We start from the raw sequence: 17922 nt of genomic DNA on the forward strand, positions 1-17922 counted from the left end.
TCGCCCGGGGACCGGCCGAACCGGCCGGCCCCGCCGACTCATCGCCCCGGTCAAGGAGTTCGCGGGCGGACGCTCCTGACCGCCGGCCCGTGCCCCAAGTCCGCCGACTGGAGAGGCCATGCCATCGACCCATGACGACATCGCGGCACTGCGCGAGCAGATACAGGTCCTGCGCGACCGCGCCGAGCTGCGCGAGCTGTTCGACCGCTACGTGACCGCCCTCGACACCTACGACGGCAGGGGGCCGGAGGACTCCCGGTACGCCTCGCTCTTCACCGAGGACGCCACCTTCGCCTTCCCGATCGGCGTGTGCGCGGGGATCGAGGCCTTCGCCGCCTTCCAGCGGGAGGCCCGGGAGCGGTGGGCGCGCACCCACCACTCCAGCTCCAACCACTCCGTCGACCTCGACGGGGACCGGGCCACCGTGCGGGCCCAGCAGCTCACCACGCACGTCCACCACGCCGGCCAGGGGCCCGCGGCCCACTTCGAGGTCGGCGGGTACTCCGAGGCCCGGGCCGTGCGCACGCCGGCCGGCTGGCGGCTCAGCCACGTCGCCTTCCACGTCGTGTGGGACTCCGGCGTACGCTTGCCCGAACTCGCCGGAGTCCGGCTGTGAGAACCGGATGAACGCCGTGCGGACCGCCGGCCACCGGGTCCCCGCCAGGGATTCCGCACCGGCTGCCGAAGGCCCCCCACGGGCGTGCGCGGCACCACCGCTGACCACCCTGCTGCGCCGCCGGGCCGCCTGGGGGCTGGCCGTCGCCAAGGCCGGGCGCACCCCGTCCGCCCGGACTCCCTGACCCTTCTGGAGATGCCCCTCATGGTCCCTGTGCCGCCCGCCGGCGTGCCCCCGGTCCGGCCCGTCACCCTCGACGCCGACGGGATCCCGCTGTCCGGTCTGCTGGCCCTGCCCGAACAGCCCGTACCCCGGGCGCTGGTGGTGGCCCTGCACGGCTCGGGGATGAGCGCGGGCTACTTCGACAGCCGGGCCCGGCCCGGGCTCTCGCTGCTGGAGCTCGGCGCCGGCCTGGGGTACGCCGTACTCGCTCTGGACCGGCCGGGGTACGGGGCCTCGGCCGGAGCACTGCCCGAGGGGCAGGACCTCCAGGGGCAGACCGCCACCGTGCTCGCGGCCCTGGAGGGCTTCGCCGAGGGGCGCGAACTGGGCGCCGGAGTCTTCCTCGTGGCCCATTCGGGCGGCGGTCGCGTCGCGCTCGCGGCGGCGGGCGCCGCCCGGGGCGGCCTCGTACCGATCGGCGTGGACGTCTCCGGCATCGGCCGGCGTTTCGCCGTGGAGCCCGGCCGGCTGCCCGGCCCCGACCTGCCGGGCGAGTGGCGCCGGCACTGGGGCGCCCTGAGGTTCTACCCGCCGGACGCCTTCCGGCTCGGTCAGCGGCTGCTGCGGCCGGTCCCCGCCGTAGAGGCGCGGGAGACGCGGCGGTGGCCGGAAATGTACCCCGCCGTGGCGGCCGGGGTGAGGGTGCCCGTGCGCTTCACGTTCGCCGAGCAGGAACTGTGGTGGAGGCACGACGGGGAGGCGCTGGAGGAACTGCTGACTCCGCTGATGGCGGCCCCCACGGAGGTGGCCCGGCAGCCGCATGCCGGGCACAACATCAGTCTGGGATGGGCGGCCCGCACCTACCACCTGCGGGCCCTGTCCTTCCTGGAGGAATGCCTCCTCGCCCGCGACGTGGCCGTTGGCCGGGTCGTGACGGGGTCTGACGGCGACCTGAAGAAGGTTGACGTGGATCTGACATAGACCCCGTTGACCCCGTGGACGCGTACCGACGAGGGTTTTGGTGAGCATCCCGAGACGTGCAGCGAAACCGTCACACCGGGACACGTGCACTCGGTCTCCCGGTACCTGTCGGATCCATCCGATCCATCTGAACCATCCCGAAGAGGAACGCGCATGAGCGACGTGAAGGACCTGGTGCAGGCCGGCGCCGTCACCGACGCCGAGAGAACCGACGCCTGACCTCGGTACCCGACCAAACGGTTGCGGCCCCCGCGGCCCCCGCGGCCCCTCCGGGCCCGGGCCCGGCCGCAGCCCGTCTCCACGACCGACGAGAAGCAGGTTTCTCATGGCGACCGGCCACCCCAATGTCCACCCGCTGCCGCAGACGAAGCAGCTGCGGGCCATGCACACGATCATCCGTGACCGCGGGGCCTCCCGCTCGGACTTCGTGTTCTACTCCCGGCGCATCATCCGCCTCCTCCTCGAATCGGCGCTCGACCAGCTGCCGTTCGACAAGCACGAGGCCGTCACGCCGGTCGGCGAGACGTACGACGGACTGAAGTTCGGCACCAAACTGTGCGCCGTGCCGGTGATCCGGGCCGGCGACTCCATGCTCGACGAGCTGCGCCAGGTCATCCCCGACATCACCGTCGGCAAGCTCCTCATCCAGCGGAACAAGGTCACCAAGCTCCCGCACCTGTACTACAAGAACTTCCCCGAGGACATCGCCGACCGGCACGTCCTCGCGCTGGAGCCGATGCTCGCCACCGGCGGCAGCGCCAACACGGCCATCGAGGTCCTCCTGGAGGCGGGCGTGCGTGAGGAGAACATCGTCTTCGTCAACCTGCTCGCGGCGCCCGAGGGCATCGCGGCGGTCCTTGCCAAGCACCCGGACGTCAAGATCGTCACCTCGTCGATCGAGCAGCGCCTCAACGAGAACGCGTTCATGATCCCGGGCATCGGCGACTTCGGCGACCGCTACTTCGGCACCACCGATTCGGCAGCGGCCTGATGAAGGGCAGCCGGTCACTCGCGGACTCCGCGCTCACCGTGCTCGCACCGGTGGTCTGGGGATCCACGTACCTGGTCACCACGGAGCTGCTGCCCGAGGGCCGACCCCTGCTCTCCTCGCTGCTCCGCGCCCTGCCCGCCGGCCTGATCCTGGTGCTCATCGGCCGGGTGCTGCCGAAGGGCATCTGGTGGTGGCGTGCGCTGGTGCTGGGCGTGCTGAACATCGGGGCCTTCTTCTACCTGCTCTTCGTGGCCGCCTACCACCTGCCGGGCGGTGTCGCGGCGCTGGTGATGGCCATCCAGCCGATGATCGTGATGCTGCTCGGCGCCGTCCTGCTGAAGGAGAGGATCAAGCGGATCCACGTGGCCGCCTGTGCCCTCGGCACGGCCGGCGTGGCCCTGCTCGTCCTCCAGCCGAACGCCGGGCTCAACGCCACCGGTGTCATCGCCGGTCTGCTGGGCGCGCTCAGCATGGCCTCCGGCATCGTGCTGACCAAGCGCTGGGGACGCCCCGAAGGGGTGGGCCTGCTGCCCTTCACGGGCTGGCAGCTCACCGTCGGCGGCCTGGTCCTGCTGCCGGTCACGCTGATCGGCGAGGGGCTGCCCGGCGAGATCACCGCCACCAACCTCTGGGGCTTCGCCTACCTCGGCATCATCGGGGCCCTGATCGCCTACGCGATCTGGTTCCGCGGGGTGCAGCGGCTGCCCGCGCTGACCGTGTCGTTCCTGAGCTTCGGCTCGCCCCTGACCGCGACCCTGCTCGGCTGGTTCGTCCTCGGCCAGTCGCTGTCGCCGCTCCAGATCCTCGGAGCGCTGACGGTGGTCGGGTCGGTGGTCCTGGCCCAGCCGAGGCAGGGCAAGCAGCGGTCCGAACCCGATCCCGATCCCGCGTCCGGCCCCGAGCCGGTACCGGAGACCTCGCGGGAATCCGTCAAGGCGTAACGCGACGGAGCCCCGCCCACGACTCCCCGCCCGGCCCTGCCCCCCGGAGCAGGGTGGGGAGCGGTGGTGGCACACCGCGGCCTCCCCCGTCCGCGGTGTGCCGCCCACCTCCCCGACCCCGAAACCGTGGAAGGACCGAGTCCGTGCCCCACGTCCACATCAGGCACTACCCGAGGGACTTCACGGCCGAGCAGCTCAGGGCGATCGACGAGGCGGTGACCGCCGCCGTGACGCAGAGCTTCGCCATCGGCGAGGACGCCGTCTCGATCTCCCTGGAGCCGGTCGCACCGGAGGACTGGCAGACCCAGGTCCTCTCCGAGATGGCGGACCGTCCGGACCGGCAGGTCAGGCGGCCCGGTTACTTGAACGAGAGTTGAGAGACATCCCGATGAGCGCAAGCAACGACGTCCCCGTCGTCTACACCGAGGAGGTCCGCGAGGCCCTCCACGAGGGCAAGGCCGTCGTCGCCCTGGAGAGCAACGTCATCACGCACGGGCTGCCCTACCCGGACAACGCCGCCACGGCCCGCAAGGTGGAGGACGCCGTACGGTCCGGCGGCGCGGTGCCCGCGACGATCTGCATCGAGGCCGGCGCGATCCGCGTCGGGATGTCGGACGCAGACATCGAGCGCTTCGCCTCCCTGCCGGGCATCCCCAAGGTGTCCAGCCGCGACCTGCCCGTCGTGCTGGCGCAGGGCGGGCCGGGCGCCACCACCGTGGCCTCCTCGGTCGTGGCGGCGGAACTCGCCGGCATCCCGTTCTTCTCGTCGGCCGGCATCGGCGGCGTGCACCGGGGCGCGCAGGAGACCTGGGACGTGTCCTCGGACCTGATCCAGTTCACCCGCTCCAAGGTCGCCGTCGTCTGCGCGGGCGCGAAGATGATCCTGGACCTCGGCCTGACCCTGGAGTACCTGGAGACGCAGTGCGTCCCCGTCGTCGCCTACCGCTCGGACGACTTCCCCGCTTTCTACTGCCGTACGAGCGGCCACAAGGCGCCCCACCGCCTGGACGACGAACGGGTCGTCGCCCGCGCGATCGAGGCCCACTGGGCCCTCGGCAACCACAGCTCCTTCCTGATCACCACTCCGGTCAGGGAGGAAGACGCCATCGACTCCGCCGAGGTGGACACGGCCATCCGCGCCGCGGTCGCCGAGGCGGCCCGGGACGGCGTCTCCGGCCAGGCCATCACCAAGTACCTGATGCGGGCGGTCGACGCCGCCACGGACGGCCGTTCCGCCAAGGCCAACATGGCCGTCCTCGCCTCCTGCGCCGAGGCCGCCGGCCGCCTGGCCGTCGCGCACTCCGCTCACCTCGCGGAGCCCGCCGCGTGAGCGAGTCCGGACAGATGCTGCTCTTCTCGGGGCGCGCGCACCCCGAGCTGGCCAGGGCCGTCGCGGCCGAACTGGGCACGGAGCTGGTCCCGACGAAGGCGATCGACTTCGCCAACGGCGAGATCTACATCCGCTACCACGCTTCCGTGCGGGGCGCGGACTGCTTCGTGATCCAGAGCCACACGGCCCCGATCAACAAGTCGATCATGGAACACCTCATCATGATCGACGCGTTGAAGCGGGCCTCGGCCCGCAGCATCACGGTGATCCTGCCCTTCTACGGGTACGCGCGCCAGGACCGCAAGCACAGCGGCCGGGAACCCATCTCGGCCCGCTTGGTGGCGGACCTGCTCAAGACCGCGGGTGCGGACCGGATCCTGACGGTCGACCTGCACGCCGACCAGATCCAGGGGTTCTTCGACGGCCCGGTGGACCACCTGTTCGCCATGCCGGTCCTCGCGGACCACATCGCCTCCAAGGTGGACCCGGACGACCTCACCGTCGTCTCGCCCGACGCCGGCCGCGTACGCGTGGCCGACGGCTGGTGCGACCGCCTCGGCGCTCCGCTGGCCATCGTGCACAAGCGGCGCGACAAGGACGTGGCCCACCAGGTCACGGCCCACGAGGTGGTCGGCGAGGTCCGGGACCGGGTCTGCGTCCTGGTCGACGACATGATCGACACCGGCGGCACGATCTGCGCCGCCGCCGACGCCCTGTTCGCCCAGGGTGCGCGGGACGTCATCGTGGCGGCCACGCACGGGGTGCTCTCCGGCCCCGCCGCGGACCGCCTGAAGAACTCGCGCGTCAGCGAGTTCGTCTTCACGGACACCCTTCCGGTGCCCGGAGCACTGGGCCTCGACAAGGTGACAGTCCTGTCGATCGCCCCGCTCATCGCGGGCGCCTCGCGAGAGGTGTTCGAGAACGGATCTGTAACCCGGCTCCTGCGGAGCCGGTGATCGCCCGGACGGGCGGGTCGATGGGGGCCCGTCCGTCCGTAGGGGGAGGCGGCCGCAGCACGCACCGCGCCGTTCCGGTTCTTCCGGGTGGTGAGGCTCTGCCCTTGCGCCCCTCAGTTCTTCGGTTTCATCCGGCCGGGCAGTCGCGCCGGCCACTGACACCGGGCTCGCCGCCACGCGGAGCCCGGTTCGCGGGGGCGTTCGACGGCGCCCGCTGCTCCACAACGGAACTTAAGGAAGCGGGAAATGACTCTTCAGGAGACCAGCGTGCTCGAGCCCACCCTGCGCGGTACCAACACCTTGTCCGGCCTGCTGGCGGCGCGCGTCGCAGAGCACCCCGACGCGGTCGCCGTCGCCTACCGGGATGAGAAGCTCACCTTCCGCGAGCTCGCGTCCAGAAGCTCCGCCCTGGCCGACTACCTGGGGCACCTCGGAGTCTCGGCGGACGACTGCGTCGGCCTCTTCGTCGAGCCCTCCATCGACCTCATGGTCGGCGCGTGGGGCATCCTGGGCGCCGGCGCCGCCTACCTGCCGCTGTCCCCGGAGTACCCCGAGGACCGGCTCCGCTACATGATCGAGAACAGCGAGGCGAAGATCATCCTGGCGCAGCAGCGCCTGGTGTCCCGCCTGCGCGAACTCGCCCCGCAGGACGTCACCATCGTGACCCTGCGCGAGTCCGAGGCGTTCGTCCGCCCCGAGGGCCAGGAGGCCGTCGTCGCCGGCGCCGACGCCCGCCCGGACACCCTCGCGTACGTCATCTACACCTCCGGCAGCACGGGCAAGCCGAAGGGTGTGATGATCGAGCACCGCAGCATCGTCAACCAGCTCGGCTGGCTGCGCGAGACCTACGGCATCGACCGCAGCAAGGTCATCCTGCAGAAGACCCCGATGAGCTTCGACGCCGCCCAGTGGGAGATCCTCTCCCCGGCCAACGGCGCGACCGTCGTCATGGGCGCCCCCGGCGTCTACGCCGACCCCGAGGGCCTCATCGAGACCATCGTCAAGCACGGCGTGACCACCCTCCAGTGCGTCCCGACGCTGCTCCAGGGCCTGATCGACACCGAGAAGTTCCCCGAGTGCGTCTCCCTCCAGCAGATCTTCAGCGGTGGCGAGGCCCTCTCCCGCCTGCTGGCGATCCAGGCCACGCAGGAGATGCCGGGCCGGGCGCTCATCAACGTCTACGGCCCGACCGAGACCACCATCAACTCGTCCTCCTTCGTGGTCGACCCCGCCGAGCTGGACGAGGGCCCGCAGTCGATCTCCATCGGCGCCCCGGTCCACGGCACCACGTACCACATCCTCGGCAAGGAGGACCTCAAGCCGGTCGGCGTCGGCGAGATCGGCGAGCTGTACATCGGCGGTGTCCAGCTGGCCCGCGGCTACCTGCACCGCGACGACCTGACCGCCGAGCGCTTCCTGCAGATCGAGCTGGAGGAGGGCGCCGAGCCCGTCCGCCTGTACAAGACGGGCGACCTCGGCCAGTGGAACGCGGACGGCACCGTGCAGTTCGCCGGCCGCGCCGACAACCAGGTCAAGCTGCGCGGCTACCGCGTCGAGCTCGACGAGATATCCCTGGCCATCGAGAACCACGACTGGGTCCGCAACGCCGCCGTCATCGTCAAGAACGACGGCCGCACCGGCTTCCAGAACCTGATCGCCTGCATCGAGCTGAGCGAGAAGGAAGCCGCCCTGATGGACCAGGGCAACCACGGCTCGCACCACGCGTCGAAGAAGAGCAAGCTCCAGGTCAAGGCGCAGCTGTCCAACCCGGGCCTGCGCGACGACGCCGAGCTCGCCGCCCGCCCGACCTTCGACCTGGAGGGCTCCGAGCCCACCCCCGAGCAGCGCGCCCGGGTCTTCGCCCGCAAGACGTACCGCTTCTACGAGGGCGGCGCGGTCACCCAGGACGACCTGCTGAAGCTGCTCGGCTCCAAGGTCACCGCGGCCTACTCCCGCAAGGCGGCCGACCTGGCCTCCTCCGAACTGGGCCAGATCCTGCGCTGGTTCGGCCAGTACATCAGCGAGGAGCGCCTGCTGCCGAAGTACGGCTACGCCTCCCCGGGCGCGCTGTACGCGACGCAGCTGTACTTCGAGCTGGAGGGCGTCGGCGGGCTGAAGCCGGGCTACTACTACTACCAGCCGGTCCGCCACCAGCTCGTCCTGATCAGCGAGCGGGCCGCCACCGGCAAGCCCACCGCGCAGATCCACTTCATCGGCAAGAAGAGCGGCATCGAGCCGGTCTACAAGAACAACATCCAGGAAGTCCTGGAGATCGAGACCGGCCACATCCTCGGCCTCTTCGAGCAGGTCCTGCCGGCCTACGGCCTCGACATCCAGGACCGCGCCTACGAGCCGGCCGTCCGCGAGCTGCTCGACGTCGCCGACGAGGACTACTACCTGGGCACCTTCGAGCTGGTCCCGAACGAGGGCGTGCGCGAGGACCACGCCGAGGTCTACGTCCAGACGCACGGCGGCAAGGTCGCCGGCCTGCCCGAGGGCCAGTACCGCTACGAGAACGGCGCACTGACCCGCTTCTCGGACGACATCGTCCTCAAGAAGCACGTCATCGCGATCAACCAGTCGGTGTACCAGGCCGCCAGCTTCGGCATCAGCGTCTACAGCCGGGCCCCCGAGGAGTGGCTGCACTACATCACCCTCGGCAAGAAGCTCCAGCACCTGATGATGAACGGGCTGAACCTGGGCTTCATGTCCTCCGGCTACAGCTCCAAGACCGGCAACCCGCTGCCCGCCTCCCGCCGCATGGACGCGGTCCTCGGCGCCAACGGCGTCGACGGCGGCCCGATGTACTTCTTCGTCGGCGGCCGCGTCAGCGACGACCAGCTGGGCCACGAGGGCATGCGCGAGGACAGCGTCCACATGCGCGGTCCGGCCGAGCTCATCCGCGACGACCTCGTCAGCTTCCTCCCGGACTACATGATCCCCAACCGGGTCGTGGTCTTCGACCGGCTGCCGCTGTCCGCCAACGGCAAGATCGACGTCAAGGCGCTCGCCGTCTCCGACCAGGTCAACGCCGAACTCGTGGAGCGCCCCTTCGTCGCCCCGCGCACGGAGACCGAGAAGGAGATCGCCGGCGTCTGGGAGAAGGCCCTGCGCCGCGAGAACGCCTCCGTCCAGGACGACTTCTTCGAGTCGGGCGGCAACTCGCTCATCGCCGTCGGCCTCGTCCGCGAGCTCAACTCGCGCCTGGGCGTCTCCCTGCCGCTCCAGAGCGTCCTGGAGTCCCCGACCATCGAGAAGCTCGCCCGCCGCCTGGAGCGCGAGGTCGCCCAGGAGTCCTCGCGCCTGGTCCGCCTGCACGCCGAGACCGGCAAGGCCAAGCCCGTGATCTGCTGGCCGGGCCTGGGCGGCTACCCGATGAACCTGCGCTCCCTGGCCGGCGAGATCGGCCTCGGCCGCTCGTTCTACGGCGTCCAGTCCTACGGCATCAACGAGGGCGAGGCGCCGTACGAGACCATCACCGAGATGGCCAAGAAGGACATCGAGGCCATCAAGGAGCTCCAGCCGACCGGCCCCTACACCCTGTGGGGCTACTCCTTCGGCGCGCGCGTGGCCTTCGAGACCGCGTACCAGCTGGAGCAGGCCGGCGAGAAGGTGGACAACCTCTTCCTGATCGCCCCGGGCTCGCCGAAGGTGCGCGCCGAGAACGGCAAGGTGTGGGGCCGGGAGGCGTCCTTCGCCAACCGCGGCTACACCACGATCCTCTTCTCGGTGTTCACCGGCACCATCTCCGGCCCGGACCTCGACCGGTGCCTGGAGACCGTGACGGACGAGGCGTCCTTCGCCGAGTTCATCAGCGAGCTCAAGGGCATCGACGTCGACCTCGCCCGGCGGATCATCTCGGTCGTGGGCCAGACCTACGAGTTCGAGTACTCCTTCCACGAGCTGGCCGAGCGCACCCTCCAGGCGCCGATCAGCATCTTCAAGGCGGAGGGCGACGACTACTCGTTCCTGGAGAACAGCAGCGGCTACTCGGCCGAGCCGCCGACGGTCATCGACCTCGACGCCGACCACTACAGCCTGCTGCGCGACGACATCGGCGAGCTGGTGAAGCACATCCGCTACCTGCTCGGCGAGTGATCGCGGACAGGTGACGCCGAGCGGCCACCCCGTCGGAGCAATCCGGCGGGGTGGCCGCCTTTTCCCGTTCCGGAGCGGCCGACGGCCGCGCCGGAACGGGCCGGCCGGCCCGGCTCAGTCGGTGAGCAGGACGATCTTGCCGCGGCCGTGGCCGGTCTCCAGCTCGCGGTGCGCCTCGGCCGCCCCGGCCAGGGGCAGGGTCCGGCGGACGTGGACGCGCAGCTCGCCGCTGTCCACCAGGGCGGCCAGCTCGCCCAGCCGCTGCGCGTTGCGCCGGCTGTTCAGCCAGCGCACGCCGAGCTCCTCGTGGACCCCGTACGCGAAGATGGTGCCGACCCGGTCCTTGTCCTCGACCAGCTCGGCCGCCACGCGCAGGCCGTCGGCGCTGGCCGTGTCGAGGGCGGCGTCGACGCCCTCGGGCGCGAGCGCCCGGACGCGGTCGGCGAGGCCCTCGCCGTACGCCACCGGTACGGCGCCGAGCTCGCGCAGGTAGTCGTGGTTGTCCTCCCGGCCCGTGGCGATGACCTTGGCGCCCCGCAGCACGGCCAGCTGCACCGCGATGGTGCCGACGCCGCCCGAAGCGCCGTTGATCAGCACGGTCTCGCCCGCGGACACCTTCAGGTCCTCGAGGACGGTGTGCGCCGTCTGCCCGGAGGCGGACAGGGATCCGGCGACCTCCCAGGGGACACCGGCCGGCTTGGCGACGACCTGCTCCGCCGGGACGGTCAGGTATTCGGCGTAGGTGCCCTGGAGGCGGTAGCCGAGCACCTCGTCGCCCGCCGAGAGGCCCGTGACGCCCTCGCCGACCTGGTCCACGACGCCGGCGAAGTCGCCGCCCGTGACGTGCGGGAACGTGATCGTGACACCGGGCGGGTTCCATCCGGTGCGCACCGCGCAGTCGGTCGGCTGGGTACCCGCGGCCTTCACCCGGACGCGGACCTCGCCGGGGCCCGCCACGGGGGTGGGCACGTCGAGGAGTTCCAGGACCTCGGGTCCGCCGAACGCGTGGAATGCCGCAGCCTTCATGGTCAGTGCTCCTCGGGGAAAGTGCGGGTCGGCCGGCCCGTCGGGGCCTTGGAGACGAACGTAGAACCTCAAGGCGGGTTGAGGTCAAGACTGCGCCCCGCGGACGGCCGGAGCCGTCCGCGGGGCGCGGTGACGCAGGGGGAGCAGGCCGCCCTGCTCAGAAGTGCTGGTCGTGGCTGACGTGGCGGGACTTCACCCGGATGCCCTCCGGGCCGTCGACGATGGTGTCGTGGACGACGCAGCTGGGGGCGATGTCGGGCTTGCCGCCGGGGCGGACGGTCACCACGAGCGCGTAGGCGGTCGAGGAGACCGTGCCGTCCTCCCGGAGCTCCAGCGCGATGTGGTTGAACCAGTGGCGGCGCTGCACGGGGTCGTCGTCGAAGCGCTTGTGGAACTCGACGAGCTCGCGGACGATCGCCGGCCGGGTACGGACCGGCTCGGCGCCCGGGGAGTGGTGGAACTCGCCGTCCTCGGTGAAGGTGGCGGCGTACTCCTCGAACCTGCGGGAGTCGAGGTGCTGCATCTGGTGCGCGTAGAAGTGCTGGACCCGCAGGTACAGGTCGGTCGACACGGCGGAGTGGCCGGCCGCGGTCGTGGTCATCGTCGGGTCTCCTGGCGTCAGAGAGGGGAGGAGCCGCTCAGGCGCGGCAGACCGGGATCCGGCCGTGGAAGGAGACCATGTCGGAGAACATCTCCCCGATGTCCAGGCGCGCTCCCGGCTCGGCGCCGCGGAGCTCCGCGTACGCCCGGTGGAGGTTGGGCACGAGCCGCTCGGAGTCGAGCAGGTGGGCCCATTCGCCGAGGTCGGTCTCGCGCGCGGCCTCCAGCGGGGACAGCCCGGCGGCGGCGGTGTCGCGGGCCAGGTCCTGGAGCCACCGGAAGTACCGTTCGGCGGTGTCGAGCAGTTCGGGCCCGGCGACCGGGCCGTGCCCGGCCACGATGGTCCGCGGCCCGAGGGCCCGCATCGCCGCGACCGCTTCGAGGGAGCCCGAGATCGACCCCATCACGCAGAACGGGGTGGCCCCCGACATCAGCAGGTCGCCGGCGAACAGCACGCGCTGCTCGGGCAGCCAGACGACGGTGTCGACGGCCGTGTGGGCGGGGCCGAACGCGATCAGGTCGACCCGTGCCGTGCCGGTGTGCAGGGCCAGGCCGTCGCGGAAGGTCAGCCCGGGGAGCTCCACCGACAGGTCGCCCCAGCACACCTCGGGCCAGAGCGTCGTCAGGTGCAGTCCCACGGTCTCCATCTCGACGCCCGTGGTCTCGTGGGCGACGACGACGGCCCGGTCGGCGAACAGGGAGTTGCCGAAGGTGTGGTCGCCGTGCGAATGGGTGTTGACGACGAACCGGGGCGCCGGGCCGACCTCGGCGACGGCCCGCTTCAGGGCCAGGGCGCGGTCATGGGTCGCGGCGGTGTCGATCAGCACGGGCCGGTCGTCGGAGCGGACGTACCCGGCGTTGTTCAGGCACCAGCCCCCGTCGGCCTGGACGTACGCGAACACGCCGTCCGCGATCTCGTCCAGGGACGCGCTGCCCCGCTCCGCGGAACGTGCCCGCGCGACTCGCCCTTCCGACACGGGGTCCCCCTCGCGGTCACGGCCCGTACTCGACCTGAATGTCGATATCGCAACCCATGCCCGGCCGGTCCGCAACCCGCGTTGACGTCGAATTGTCAATTCGGCGAGGGGGGTTGGGCGGACCTTTTCCGTCCCCCGAGGCACCGGACGGGGCCTTGTGGAACCTGACCTACTCCTGAAGCCGACGGCATTGAACGGCCGCTCGCGTCCGAAGAACCTTGTAGTCAAGATCCGGCGCGCTGTCCCTGGAGGCCTGATCGAGGATCCGGTGCGGGTGAGCGCCTCAGGCAGCGTGGAAGAGGAACCAGATGCAGCACAGCAACCTGATCGTGGCGCGGATGGACGTCCGCTCCAGTGCCGAGGTGGCCCGGCTCTTCGCCGAGTTCGACAAGACGGGCATGCCGGAGCGCATGGGCACGCTGCGCCGCCGCCTGTTCGCGTACGAGGGCCTCTACTTCCACCTCCAGGACTTCGCCGAGGGCGACGGCGGCCGGCGCATCCAGGAGTCACGTACGGATCCGAGGTTCACGGGCATCAGCCACGACCTCCAGCCGTTCATCCAGCCGTACGACCCGGAGACCTGGCGCACGCCGGCCGACGCGATGGCCACGCAGTTCTACGACTGGACGGCGCCCGTCCGCTGAGGCGGCGCCGGGTCGTGTGCCGGACCCGTCCGTCCCGGAGCAGCACCGTCGCCGCCGCCCAGGCGCGCGGCCGTCGTCGCCGGTCGCACCGCGATCCGCCGACCGAACCCGTCCCCACTCCCGAGGAGCCATGAGCATGCCGCAGCCCGGCCTGCGCGAGGTCGAGCACGAGATCACCATCTCTGCCCCGGCCGCCGCCGTCTACCGCTTGATCGCAGAAGTCACGAACTGGCCGCGGATCTTCCCGCCGACCATCTACGTCGACCACACCCCGGCAGGAGCCGGCGAGGAGCGCATCCGCATCTGGGCGACGGCCAACGGCGAGGCCAAGAACTGGACCTCCCGCCGCGCCCTGGACCCCGAGGGCCTGCGGATCACCTTCCGCCAGGAGGTGCCGGCACCGCCGGTCGCCGCCATGGGCGGCACCTGGATCATCGAGCCCCTCGGCGAGGGCGAGTCCCGCGTGCGCCTGCTGCACGACTACCGGGCCGTGGACGACGACGCCGACAGCCTGGCGTGGATCGACGAGGCCGTGGACCGCAACTCGAAGTCCGAGCTGGCCGCGCTGAAGACGAACGTCGAGCTGGCGCACGCGGCGGAGGACCTGACCTTCTCCTTCGAGGACACCGTGCAGATCAACGGGTCCGCGAAGGACGTCTACGACTTCGTCAACGAGGCCGACCGCTGGGAGGAGCGCCTGCCGCACGTGGCGGCGGTCCGGCTGGTGGAGGACACGCCGGGGCTGCAGGAGCTGGAGATGGACACCCGGGCCAAGGACGGCTCGGTGCACACCACCAAGTCCTACCGGGTCACCTTCCCCCACCAGAAGATCGCCTACAAGCAGACCACCCTGCCCGCGCTGATGGCCCTGCACACCGGCTACTGGACCTTCACCGAGAACGGCGAGGGCGTGGCCGCGTCCTCGCAGCACACCATCACCATCAACGCCGCCAACATCGCCGCGATCCTCGGCGAGCACGCCACCGTCGAGGACGCCAGGCAGTACGTGCGCACCGCGGTGAGCAACAACAGCCGCGCCACCCTCGGCCACGCCAAGGCCTACGCCGAAGACAGGGCCTGATCGCCGGTTCCGCGGCGCCCGCTTCACGACCCACAGAAAAGGTGGAACGCATGTCCAGAGCGGACGACACGATCCGGTCGCGCACCGAGGAGCTCAACGGGATCAAGGAGTCCGCGCGCGGCGGCGACCAGGGCGCGACCGAGCGCCAGCACGCCAAGGGCAAGCTGACCGCGCACGAGCGCATCGCGCTGCTGCTGGACAAGGGCTCCTTCACCGAGGTCGAGCAGCTGCGGCGGCACAGGGCGACCGGTTTCGGGCTGGAGGCGAAGAAGCCCTACACCGACGGTGTCGTCACCGGCTGGGGCACGGTCGAGGGCCGCACGGTCTTCGTCTACGCGCACGACTTCCGGATCTTCGGCGGCGCGCTGGGCGAGGCCCACGCCGCCAAGATCCACAAGATCATGGACATGGCCATCGCGGCCGGTGCCCCGCTGGTCTCCCTCAACGACGGCGCCGGCGCCCGCATCCAGGAGGGCGTCTCCGCTCTCGCCGGCTACGGCGGCATCTTCCAGCGCAACACCAAGGCCTCCGGGGTCATCCCGCAGATCTCCGTCATGCTCGGCCCCTGCGCCGGCGGCGCCGCGTACTCCCCGGCCCTGACCGACTTCGTGTTCATGGTCCGGGAGACCTCGCAGATGTTCATCACCGGCCCGGACGTCGTCAAGGCGGTGACCGGCGAGGAGATCAGCCAGAACGGCCTCGGCGGCGCCGACGTCCACTCGGCCGTCTCGGGAGTCGCGCACTTCGCGTACGACGACGAGGAGAGCTGCATCGCCGAGGTCCGCTACCTGCTGGGGCTGCTGCCGTCCAACAACCGCGAGCTGGCCCCCGTCGAACACACCGGTGACCGGGCCGACCGCAGCTGTGAGGCGCTGCTGGACCTCGTCCCGGTGCAGCCCGGGCAGGCGTACGACGTCCGGGGGGTCATCGAGGAGGTCGTCGACGAGGGCGAGTACTTCGAGGTGCACCCGGTCTGGGCGGCCAACCTGGTCTGCGCGCTGGCCCGCCTCGACGGGCACGTGGTGGGCATCGTCGCGAACAACCCGATGGCCAGCGCGGGGGTGCTCGACATCGAGGCGTCCGAGAAGGGCGCGCGGTTCGTGCAGTTCTGCGACGCCTTCAGCATCCCGCTGGTCACCCTCGTCGACGTGCCCGGCTTCCTGCCGGGCGTGGACCAGGAGCACAACGGCATCATCCGGCGCGGGGCCAAGCTGCTGTACGCGTACTGCGACGCGACGGTGCCGCGGATCTCCCTGGTCCTGCGCAAGGCCTACGGCGGCGCGTACATCGTCATGGACTCCCGCTCCATAGGCGCCGACCTCTCCTTCGCGTGGCCCACCAACGAGATCGCGGTGATGGGCGCCGAGGGCGCCGCGAACGTGGTGTTCCGGCGCGAGATCGCCGCCGCGGAGGACCCCGAGGCCGTCCGGGCGCAGCGGATCGCGGAGTACAAGGACCAGCTGATGCACCCGTACTACGCGGCCGAGCGCGGCCTCGTCGACGACGTCATCGACCCCCGCGAGACCCGCACGGTGCTCATCCGGTCCCTGGAGATGCTGCGTGCCAAGCACGCCGACCTGCCCGCCCGCAAGCACGGGAACCCACCGCAGTGAGGGGGATCCGGCCACGGTGGCTCGGATCTGACGCAGATTGACCGTGTTCTGACATACCGCTGGTTGACGTGCACATTACCGCACAAGAGACTTTTCGTGATTTCAGACGTCCGTCGTCCTTGCTGATGAGGAGTCATCTTCCATGCGCTTCAATCTCATCGGCCCCTTCGAGATCGTCACCGACGACGGCAGGACCTACCAGCCCGGCACCCCGAAGGTCTGCCAGACGCTCGCGCTGCTGCTCACCCGGCCCGGGGAGATCGTCACGGCCGAATGCCTCATCCGGGAGCTGTGGGGGGAGAACCCGCCGCGCAGCGCCGTCACCACGCTCCAGACGTACGTCTACCACGCCCGCCGGATGTTCACGCAGGAGCGGCTGATCCCCGCCGACCGCTGCCTGATCGTCACCAGCGCGGCCGGCTACACCATCCAGGTCGACGACTCCGACGTCGACGTCCGGATCTTCGAACGGCTCGTCACCCGGGCCCGCCACGAACTCGCCGAGGACGAGCCGGCCAGGGCCCTGCGCACCGTCCGCCAGGCACTCGACCTCTGGCGGGGGCCGGCCCTGTCGAACTTCCCCGCCGGCGACGTCCTCGCCGGACACATCGTGCACCTGGAGGAACTGCGCATCCGGGCCTTCGAGACCCGCATCGAGGCGCAGGTGCGCCTCGGCCGGTACCGCGAATCCATTCCCGAGCTGCGCAAGCTCATCAACGACTACCCGCTCAACGAGTGGTTCCACAGCCGGCTCATCGCCGCGCTCGGCGCTGCCGGCCGCCGCGCGGAAGCCCTCCAGGCCTACCAGAAGGTGCGCGGGCTGCTCGCCGACGAACTGGGCCTGGAGCCCTCGGCCGAACTCAAGCAGCTCCAGGCGGGCCTGCTCGGCCACGCCCCCCGCAGGGAGCCGGCGCCGGCCCGCGCCTAGGCGGGCCGGCGCCGGGAGCGGGGCCTCAGAAGTTGCCGAGGCCGCCGCAGACGTTGAGGGCCTGCGAGGTGATCGAGGCGGCCGTGTCGGAGGCCAGGTAGCCCACGAGCCCGGCGACCTCCTGCGGCGTGGAGTAGCGGCCGAGGGGGATCTTCGCCTGGAAGCGCTCCAGGACGGCCTCCTCCGTGGTGTCGTAGGCGGCGGCGTAGCCCTGGCGAACGCGCTCGGCCATCGGGGTCTCGACGTAGCCGGGGCAGACGGCGTTGACCGTGATGCCGGTCGGGGCCAGCTCGTTGCCCAGCGCCTTGGTGAAGCCCACCACGCCGTGCTTGGACGCCGAGTAGGGGGCGCCCAGGACCACGCCCTGCTTCCCGGCGGTGGAGGCGATGTTGATGATCCGGCCGCGGTCCTTGGCCCGCAGGCCGCCGGCGTTCAGGGCTTCGCGGGTCACGCGGAAGACGCTGTTGAGGTTGGTCTCGATGACGTCGTCCCACAGCTCGTCGGCGATGTCGGCGGTAACCCCGCCACCCGAGCGGCCGGCGTTGTTGACCACCACGTCGATGGTGCCGAAGCGCTCCACGGCCGCCCCGATCCAGGCCCGTACGTCCTCGCCGCTGCGGACGTCGAGGCTCACGCCGTCGACTTCGAGGCCCTCGGAGGTCAGCTCCGCCACCGTCCGGGCGACGTTGTCCGCGTCCCGGGCGCCGATGAACACCCGGTGGCCCGAGGAGGCCAGCGTGCGGGCCACTTCCAGGCCGATACCGCTGGTCGCGCCCGTGACGACGGCAACGCGCTTGGTCTGGCCCTGGTCCTGGTCCGGCATGTGAACTCCTCAGCGAATCTCGAATGGCGACGCACGCGGAGCATCCGGCACCCCGATGGAGCGGAACTCGAAAGGCCCTGGTCCGCGCCCCGCGGACCACACCGCCGCCACGGCCCCGACCGGGGGAGGGACCACCGGGGCTCCATCGGCCGTCG

General features: G+C 71.0%; 17 protein-coding genes. 13 read left to right on the forward strand and 4 right to left on the reverse strand.

The window, feature by feature from the left end:
* Window positions 1-118: 118 nt before the first annotated feature.
* The 9 genes from ACZ597_RS32625 (at window position 119) to ACZ597_RS32665 (ending at window position 10075) form a co-directional block, all read left to right on the forward strand.
* Entirely contained in the window at window positions 119-616 is a 498-nt protein-coding gene (locus ACZ597_RS32625) for a nuclear transport factor 2 family protein (RefSeq protein WP_471338403.1), read from the forward strand.
* A gap of 7 nt (window positions 617-623) precedes the next feature.
* Window positions 624-800 (forward strand): hypothetical protein, encoded by a 177-nt coding sequence (locus ACZ597_RS32630; protein ID WP_471338406.1) that lies wholly within the window; start codon window positions 624-626, stop codon window positions 798-800.
* 11 nt (window positions 801-811) lie between these two features.
* Window positions 812-1759: an alpha/beta hydrolase gene (locus ACZ597_RS32635; protein ID WP_471338408.1), complete on the forward strand. Its 948-nt coding sequence runs from the start codon at window positions 812-814 to the stop codon at window positions 1757-1759.
* Window positions 1760-2084: 325 nt separating this feature from the next.
* Window positions 2085-2750, forward strand: a complete 666-nt coding sequence (gene upp, locus ACZ597_RS32640) for a uracil phosphoribosyltransferase (RefSeq protein WP_471338410.1) — start codon at window positions 2085-2087, stop codon at window positions 2748-2750.
* Window positions 2750-3691, forward strand: coding sequence for a DMT family transporter (locus ACZ597_RS32645; RefSeq protein ID WP_471338413.1), 942 nt, complete (start codon window positions 2750-2752; stop codon window positions 3689-3691). Before upp ends, ACZ597_RS32645 begins: the two co-directional genes overlap by 1 nt.
* Window positions 3692-3834: 143 nt before the next feature.
* Window positions 3835-4068 carry a tautomerase family protein gene (locus tag ACZ597_RS32650; RefSeq protein WP_471338415.1) on the forward strand — a complete coding sequence of 78 codons (234 nt, stop codon included), beginning with the start codon at window positions 3835-3837 and terminating at the stop codon, window positions 4066-4068.
* Between the two features lie 11 nt (window positions 4069-4079).
* Window positions 4080-5021 carry a pseudouridine-5'-phosphate glycosidase gene (locus ACZ597_RS32655; RefSeq protein WP_471338418.1) on the forward strand — a complete coding sequence of 314 codons (942 nt, stop codon included), beginning with the start codon at window positions 4080-4082 and terminating at the stop codon, window positions 5019-5021.
* 14 nt (window positions 5022-5035) lie between these two features.
* Window positions 5036-5977, forward strand: a complete 942-nt coding sequence (locus tag ACZ597_RS32660) for a ribose-phosphate diphosphokinase (protein ID WP_471338551.1) — start codon at window positions 5036-5038, stop codon at window positions 5975-5977.
* Window positions 5978-6223: 246 nt separating this feature from the next.
* Complete coding sequence (locus tag ACZ597_RS32665) at window positions 6224-10075, forward strand: amino acid adenylation domain-containing protein (RefSeq protein ID WP_471338420.1); 3852 nt, start codon at window positions 6224-6226, stop codon at window positions 10073-10075.
* A 114-nt stretch (window positions 10076-10189) separates the two neighbouring features.
* Here ACZ597_RS32665 and ACZ597_RS32670 read toward each other — a convergent pair whose 3' ends face one another.
* The 3 genes from ACZ597_RS32670 to ACZ597_RS32680 all read right to left on the reverse strand — a co-directional run bounded on the left by ACZ597_RS32670 (window position 10190) and on the right by ACZ597_RS32680 (window position 12678).
* Window positions 10190-11101, reverse strand: a complete 912-nt coding sequence (locus tag ACZ597_RS32670) for an NADP-dependent oxidoreductase (protein ID WP_471338422.1) — start codon at window positions 11099-11101, stop codon at window positions 10190-10192.
* A gap of 157 nt (window positions 11102-11258) precedes the next feature.
* Window positions 11259-11702 (reverse strand): nuclear transport factor 2 family protein, encoded by a 444-nt coding sequence (locus ACZ597_RS32675; protein ID WP_471338424.1) that lies wholly within the window; start codon window positions 11700-11702, stop codon window positions 11259-11261.
* 37 nt (window positions 11703-11739) lie between these two features.
* Window positions 11740-12678, reverse strand: coding sequence for an MBL fold metallo-hydrolase (locus tag ACZ597_RS32680; RefSeq protein WP_471338426.1), 939 nt, complete (start codon window positions 12676-12678; stop codon window positions 11740-11742).
* 308 nt (window positions 12679-12986) lie between these two features.
* Here ACZ597_RS32680 and ACZ597_RS32685 point away from each other — a divergent pair, with 308 nt between their 5' ends.
* From ACZ597_RS32685 to ACZ597_RS32700, 4 genes are all read left to right on the forward strand, one after another.
* Window positions 12987-13322 (forward strand): TcmI family type II polyketide cyclase, encoded by a 336-nt coding sequence (locus tag ACZ597_RS32685; RefSeq protein WP_471338428.1) that lies wholly within the window; start codon window positions 12987-12989, stop codon window positions 13320-13322.
* A 136-nt stretch (window positions 13323-13458) separates the two neighbouring features.
* Window positions 13459-14403 (forward strand): aromatase/cyclase, encoded by a 945-nt coding sequence (locus ACZ597_RS32690; RefSeq protein ID WP_471338553.1) that lies wholly within the window; start codon window positions 13459-13461, stop codon window positions 14401-14403.
* A 50-nt stretch (window positions 14404-14453) separates the two neighbouring features.
* Window positions 14454-16016: an acyl-CoA carboxylase subunit beta gene (locus ACZ597_RS32695; RefSeq protein WP_471338431.1), complete on the forward strand. Its 1563-nt coding sequence runs from the start codon at window positions 14454-14456 to the stop codon at window positions 16014-16016.
* 142 nt (window positions 16017-16158) lie between these two features.
* Window positions 16159-16944, forward strand: coding sequence for an AfsR/SARP family transcriptional regulator (locus tag ACZ597_RS32700; RefSeq protein ID WP_471338433.1), 786 nt, complete (start codon window positions 16159-16161; stop codon window positions 16942-16944).
* Window positions 16945-16969: 25 nt separating this feature from the next.
* On the opposite strand, the gene fabG is transcribed toward ACZ597_RS32700, so the two are convergent.
* Entirely contained in the window at window positions 16970-17767 is a 798-nt protein-coding gene (gene fabG, locus ACZ597_RS32705; RefSeq protein WP_471338437.1) for a 3-oxoacyl-ACP reductase FabG, read from the reverse strand.
* Window positions 17768-17922: the final 155 nt, after the last annotated feature.

The organism is Streptomyces sp. NPDC040718 (assembly GCF_055593565.1).

Coding starts and splice junctions, on each gene's coding strand:
- ACZ597_RS32625 (WP_471338403.1), top strand. CDS start 119: ATGCCATCGACCCATGACGACATCGCGGCACTGCGCGAGCAGATACAG.
- ACZ597_RS32630 (WP_471338406.1), top strand. CDS start 624: ATGAACGCCGTGCGGACCGCCGGCCACCGGGTCCCCGCCAGGGATTCC.
- ACZ597_RS32635 (WP_471338408.1), top strand. CDS start 812: ATGCCCCTCATGGTCCCTGTGCCGCCCGCCGGCGTGCCCCCGGTCCGG.
- upp (WP_471338410.1), top strand. CDS start 2,085: ATGGCGACCGGCCACCCCAATGTCCACCCGCTGCCGCAGACGAAGCAG.
- ACZ597_RS32645 (WP_471338413.1), top strand. CDS start 2,750: ATGAAGGGCAGCCGGTCACTCGCGGACTCCGCGCTCACCGTGCTCGCA.
- ACZ597_RS32655 (WP_471338418.1), top strand. CDS start 4,080: ATGAGCGCAAGCAACGACGTCCCCGTCGTCTACACCGAGGAGGTCCGC.
- ACZ597_RS32660 (WP_471338551.1), top strand. CDS start 5,036: ATGCTGCTCTTCTCGGGGCGCGCGCACCCCGAGCTGGCCAGGGCCGTC.
- ACZ597_RS32665 (WP_471338420.1), top strand. CDS start 6,224: ATGACTCTTCAGGAGACCAGCGTGCTCGAGCCCACCCTGCGCGGTACC.
- ACZ597_RS32670 (WP_471338422.1), bottom strand. CDS start 11,101: ATGAAGGCTGCGGCATTCCACGCGTTCGGCGGACCCGAGGTCCTGGAA.
- ACZ597_RS32675 (WP_471338424.1), bottom strand. CDS start 11,702: ATGACCACGACCGCGGCCGGCCACTCCGCCGTGTCGACCGACCTGTAC.
- ACZ597_RS32685 (WP_471338428.1), top strand. CDS start 12,987: ATGCAGCACAGCAACCTGATCGTGGCGCGGATGGACGTCCGCTCCAGT.
- ACZ597_RS32690 (WP_471338553.1), top strand. CDS start 13,459: ATGCCGCAGCCCGGCCTGCGCGAGGTCGAGCACGAGATCACCATCTCT.
- ACZ597_RS32695 (WP_471338431.1), top strand. CDS start 14,454: ATGTCCAGAGCGGACGACACGATCCGGTCGCGCACCGAGGAGCTCAAC.
- ACZ597_RS32700 (WP_471338433.1), top strand. CDS start 16,159: ATGCGCTTCAATCTCATCGGCCCCTTCGAGATCGTCACCGACGACGGC.
- fabG (WP_471338437.1), bottom strand. CDS start 17,767: ATGCCGGACCAGGACCAGGGCCAGACCAAGCGCGTTGCCGTCGTCACG.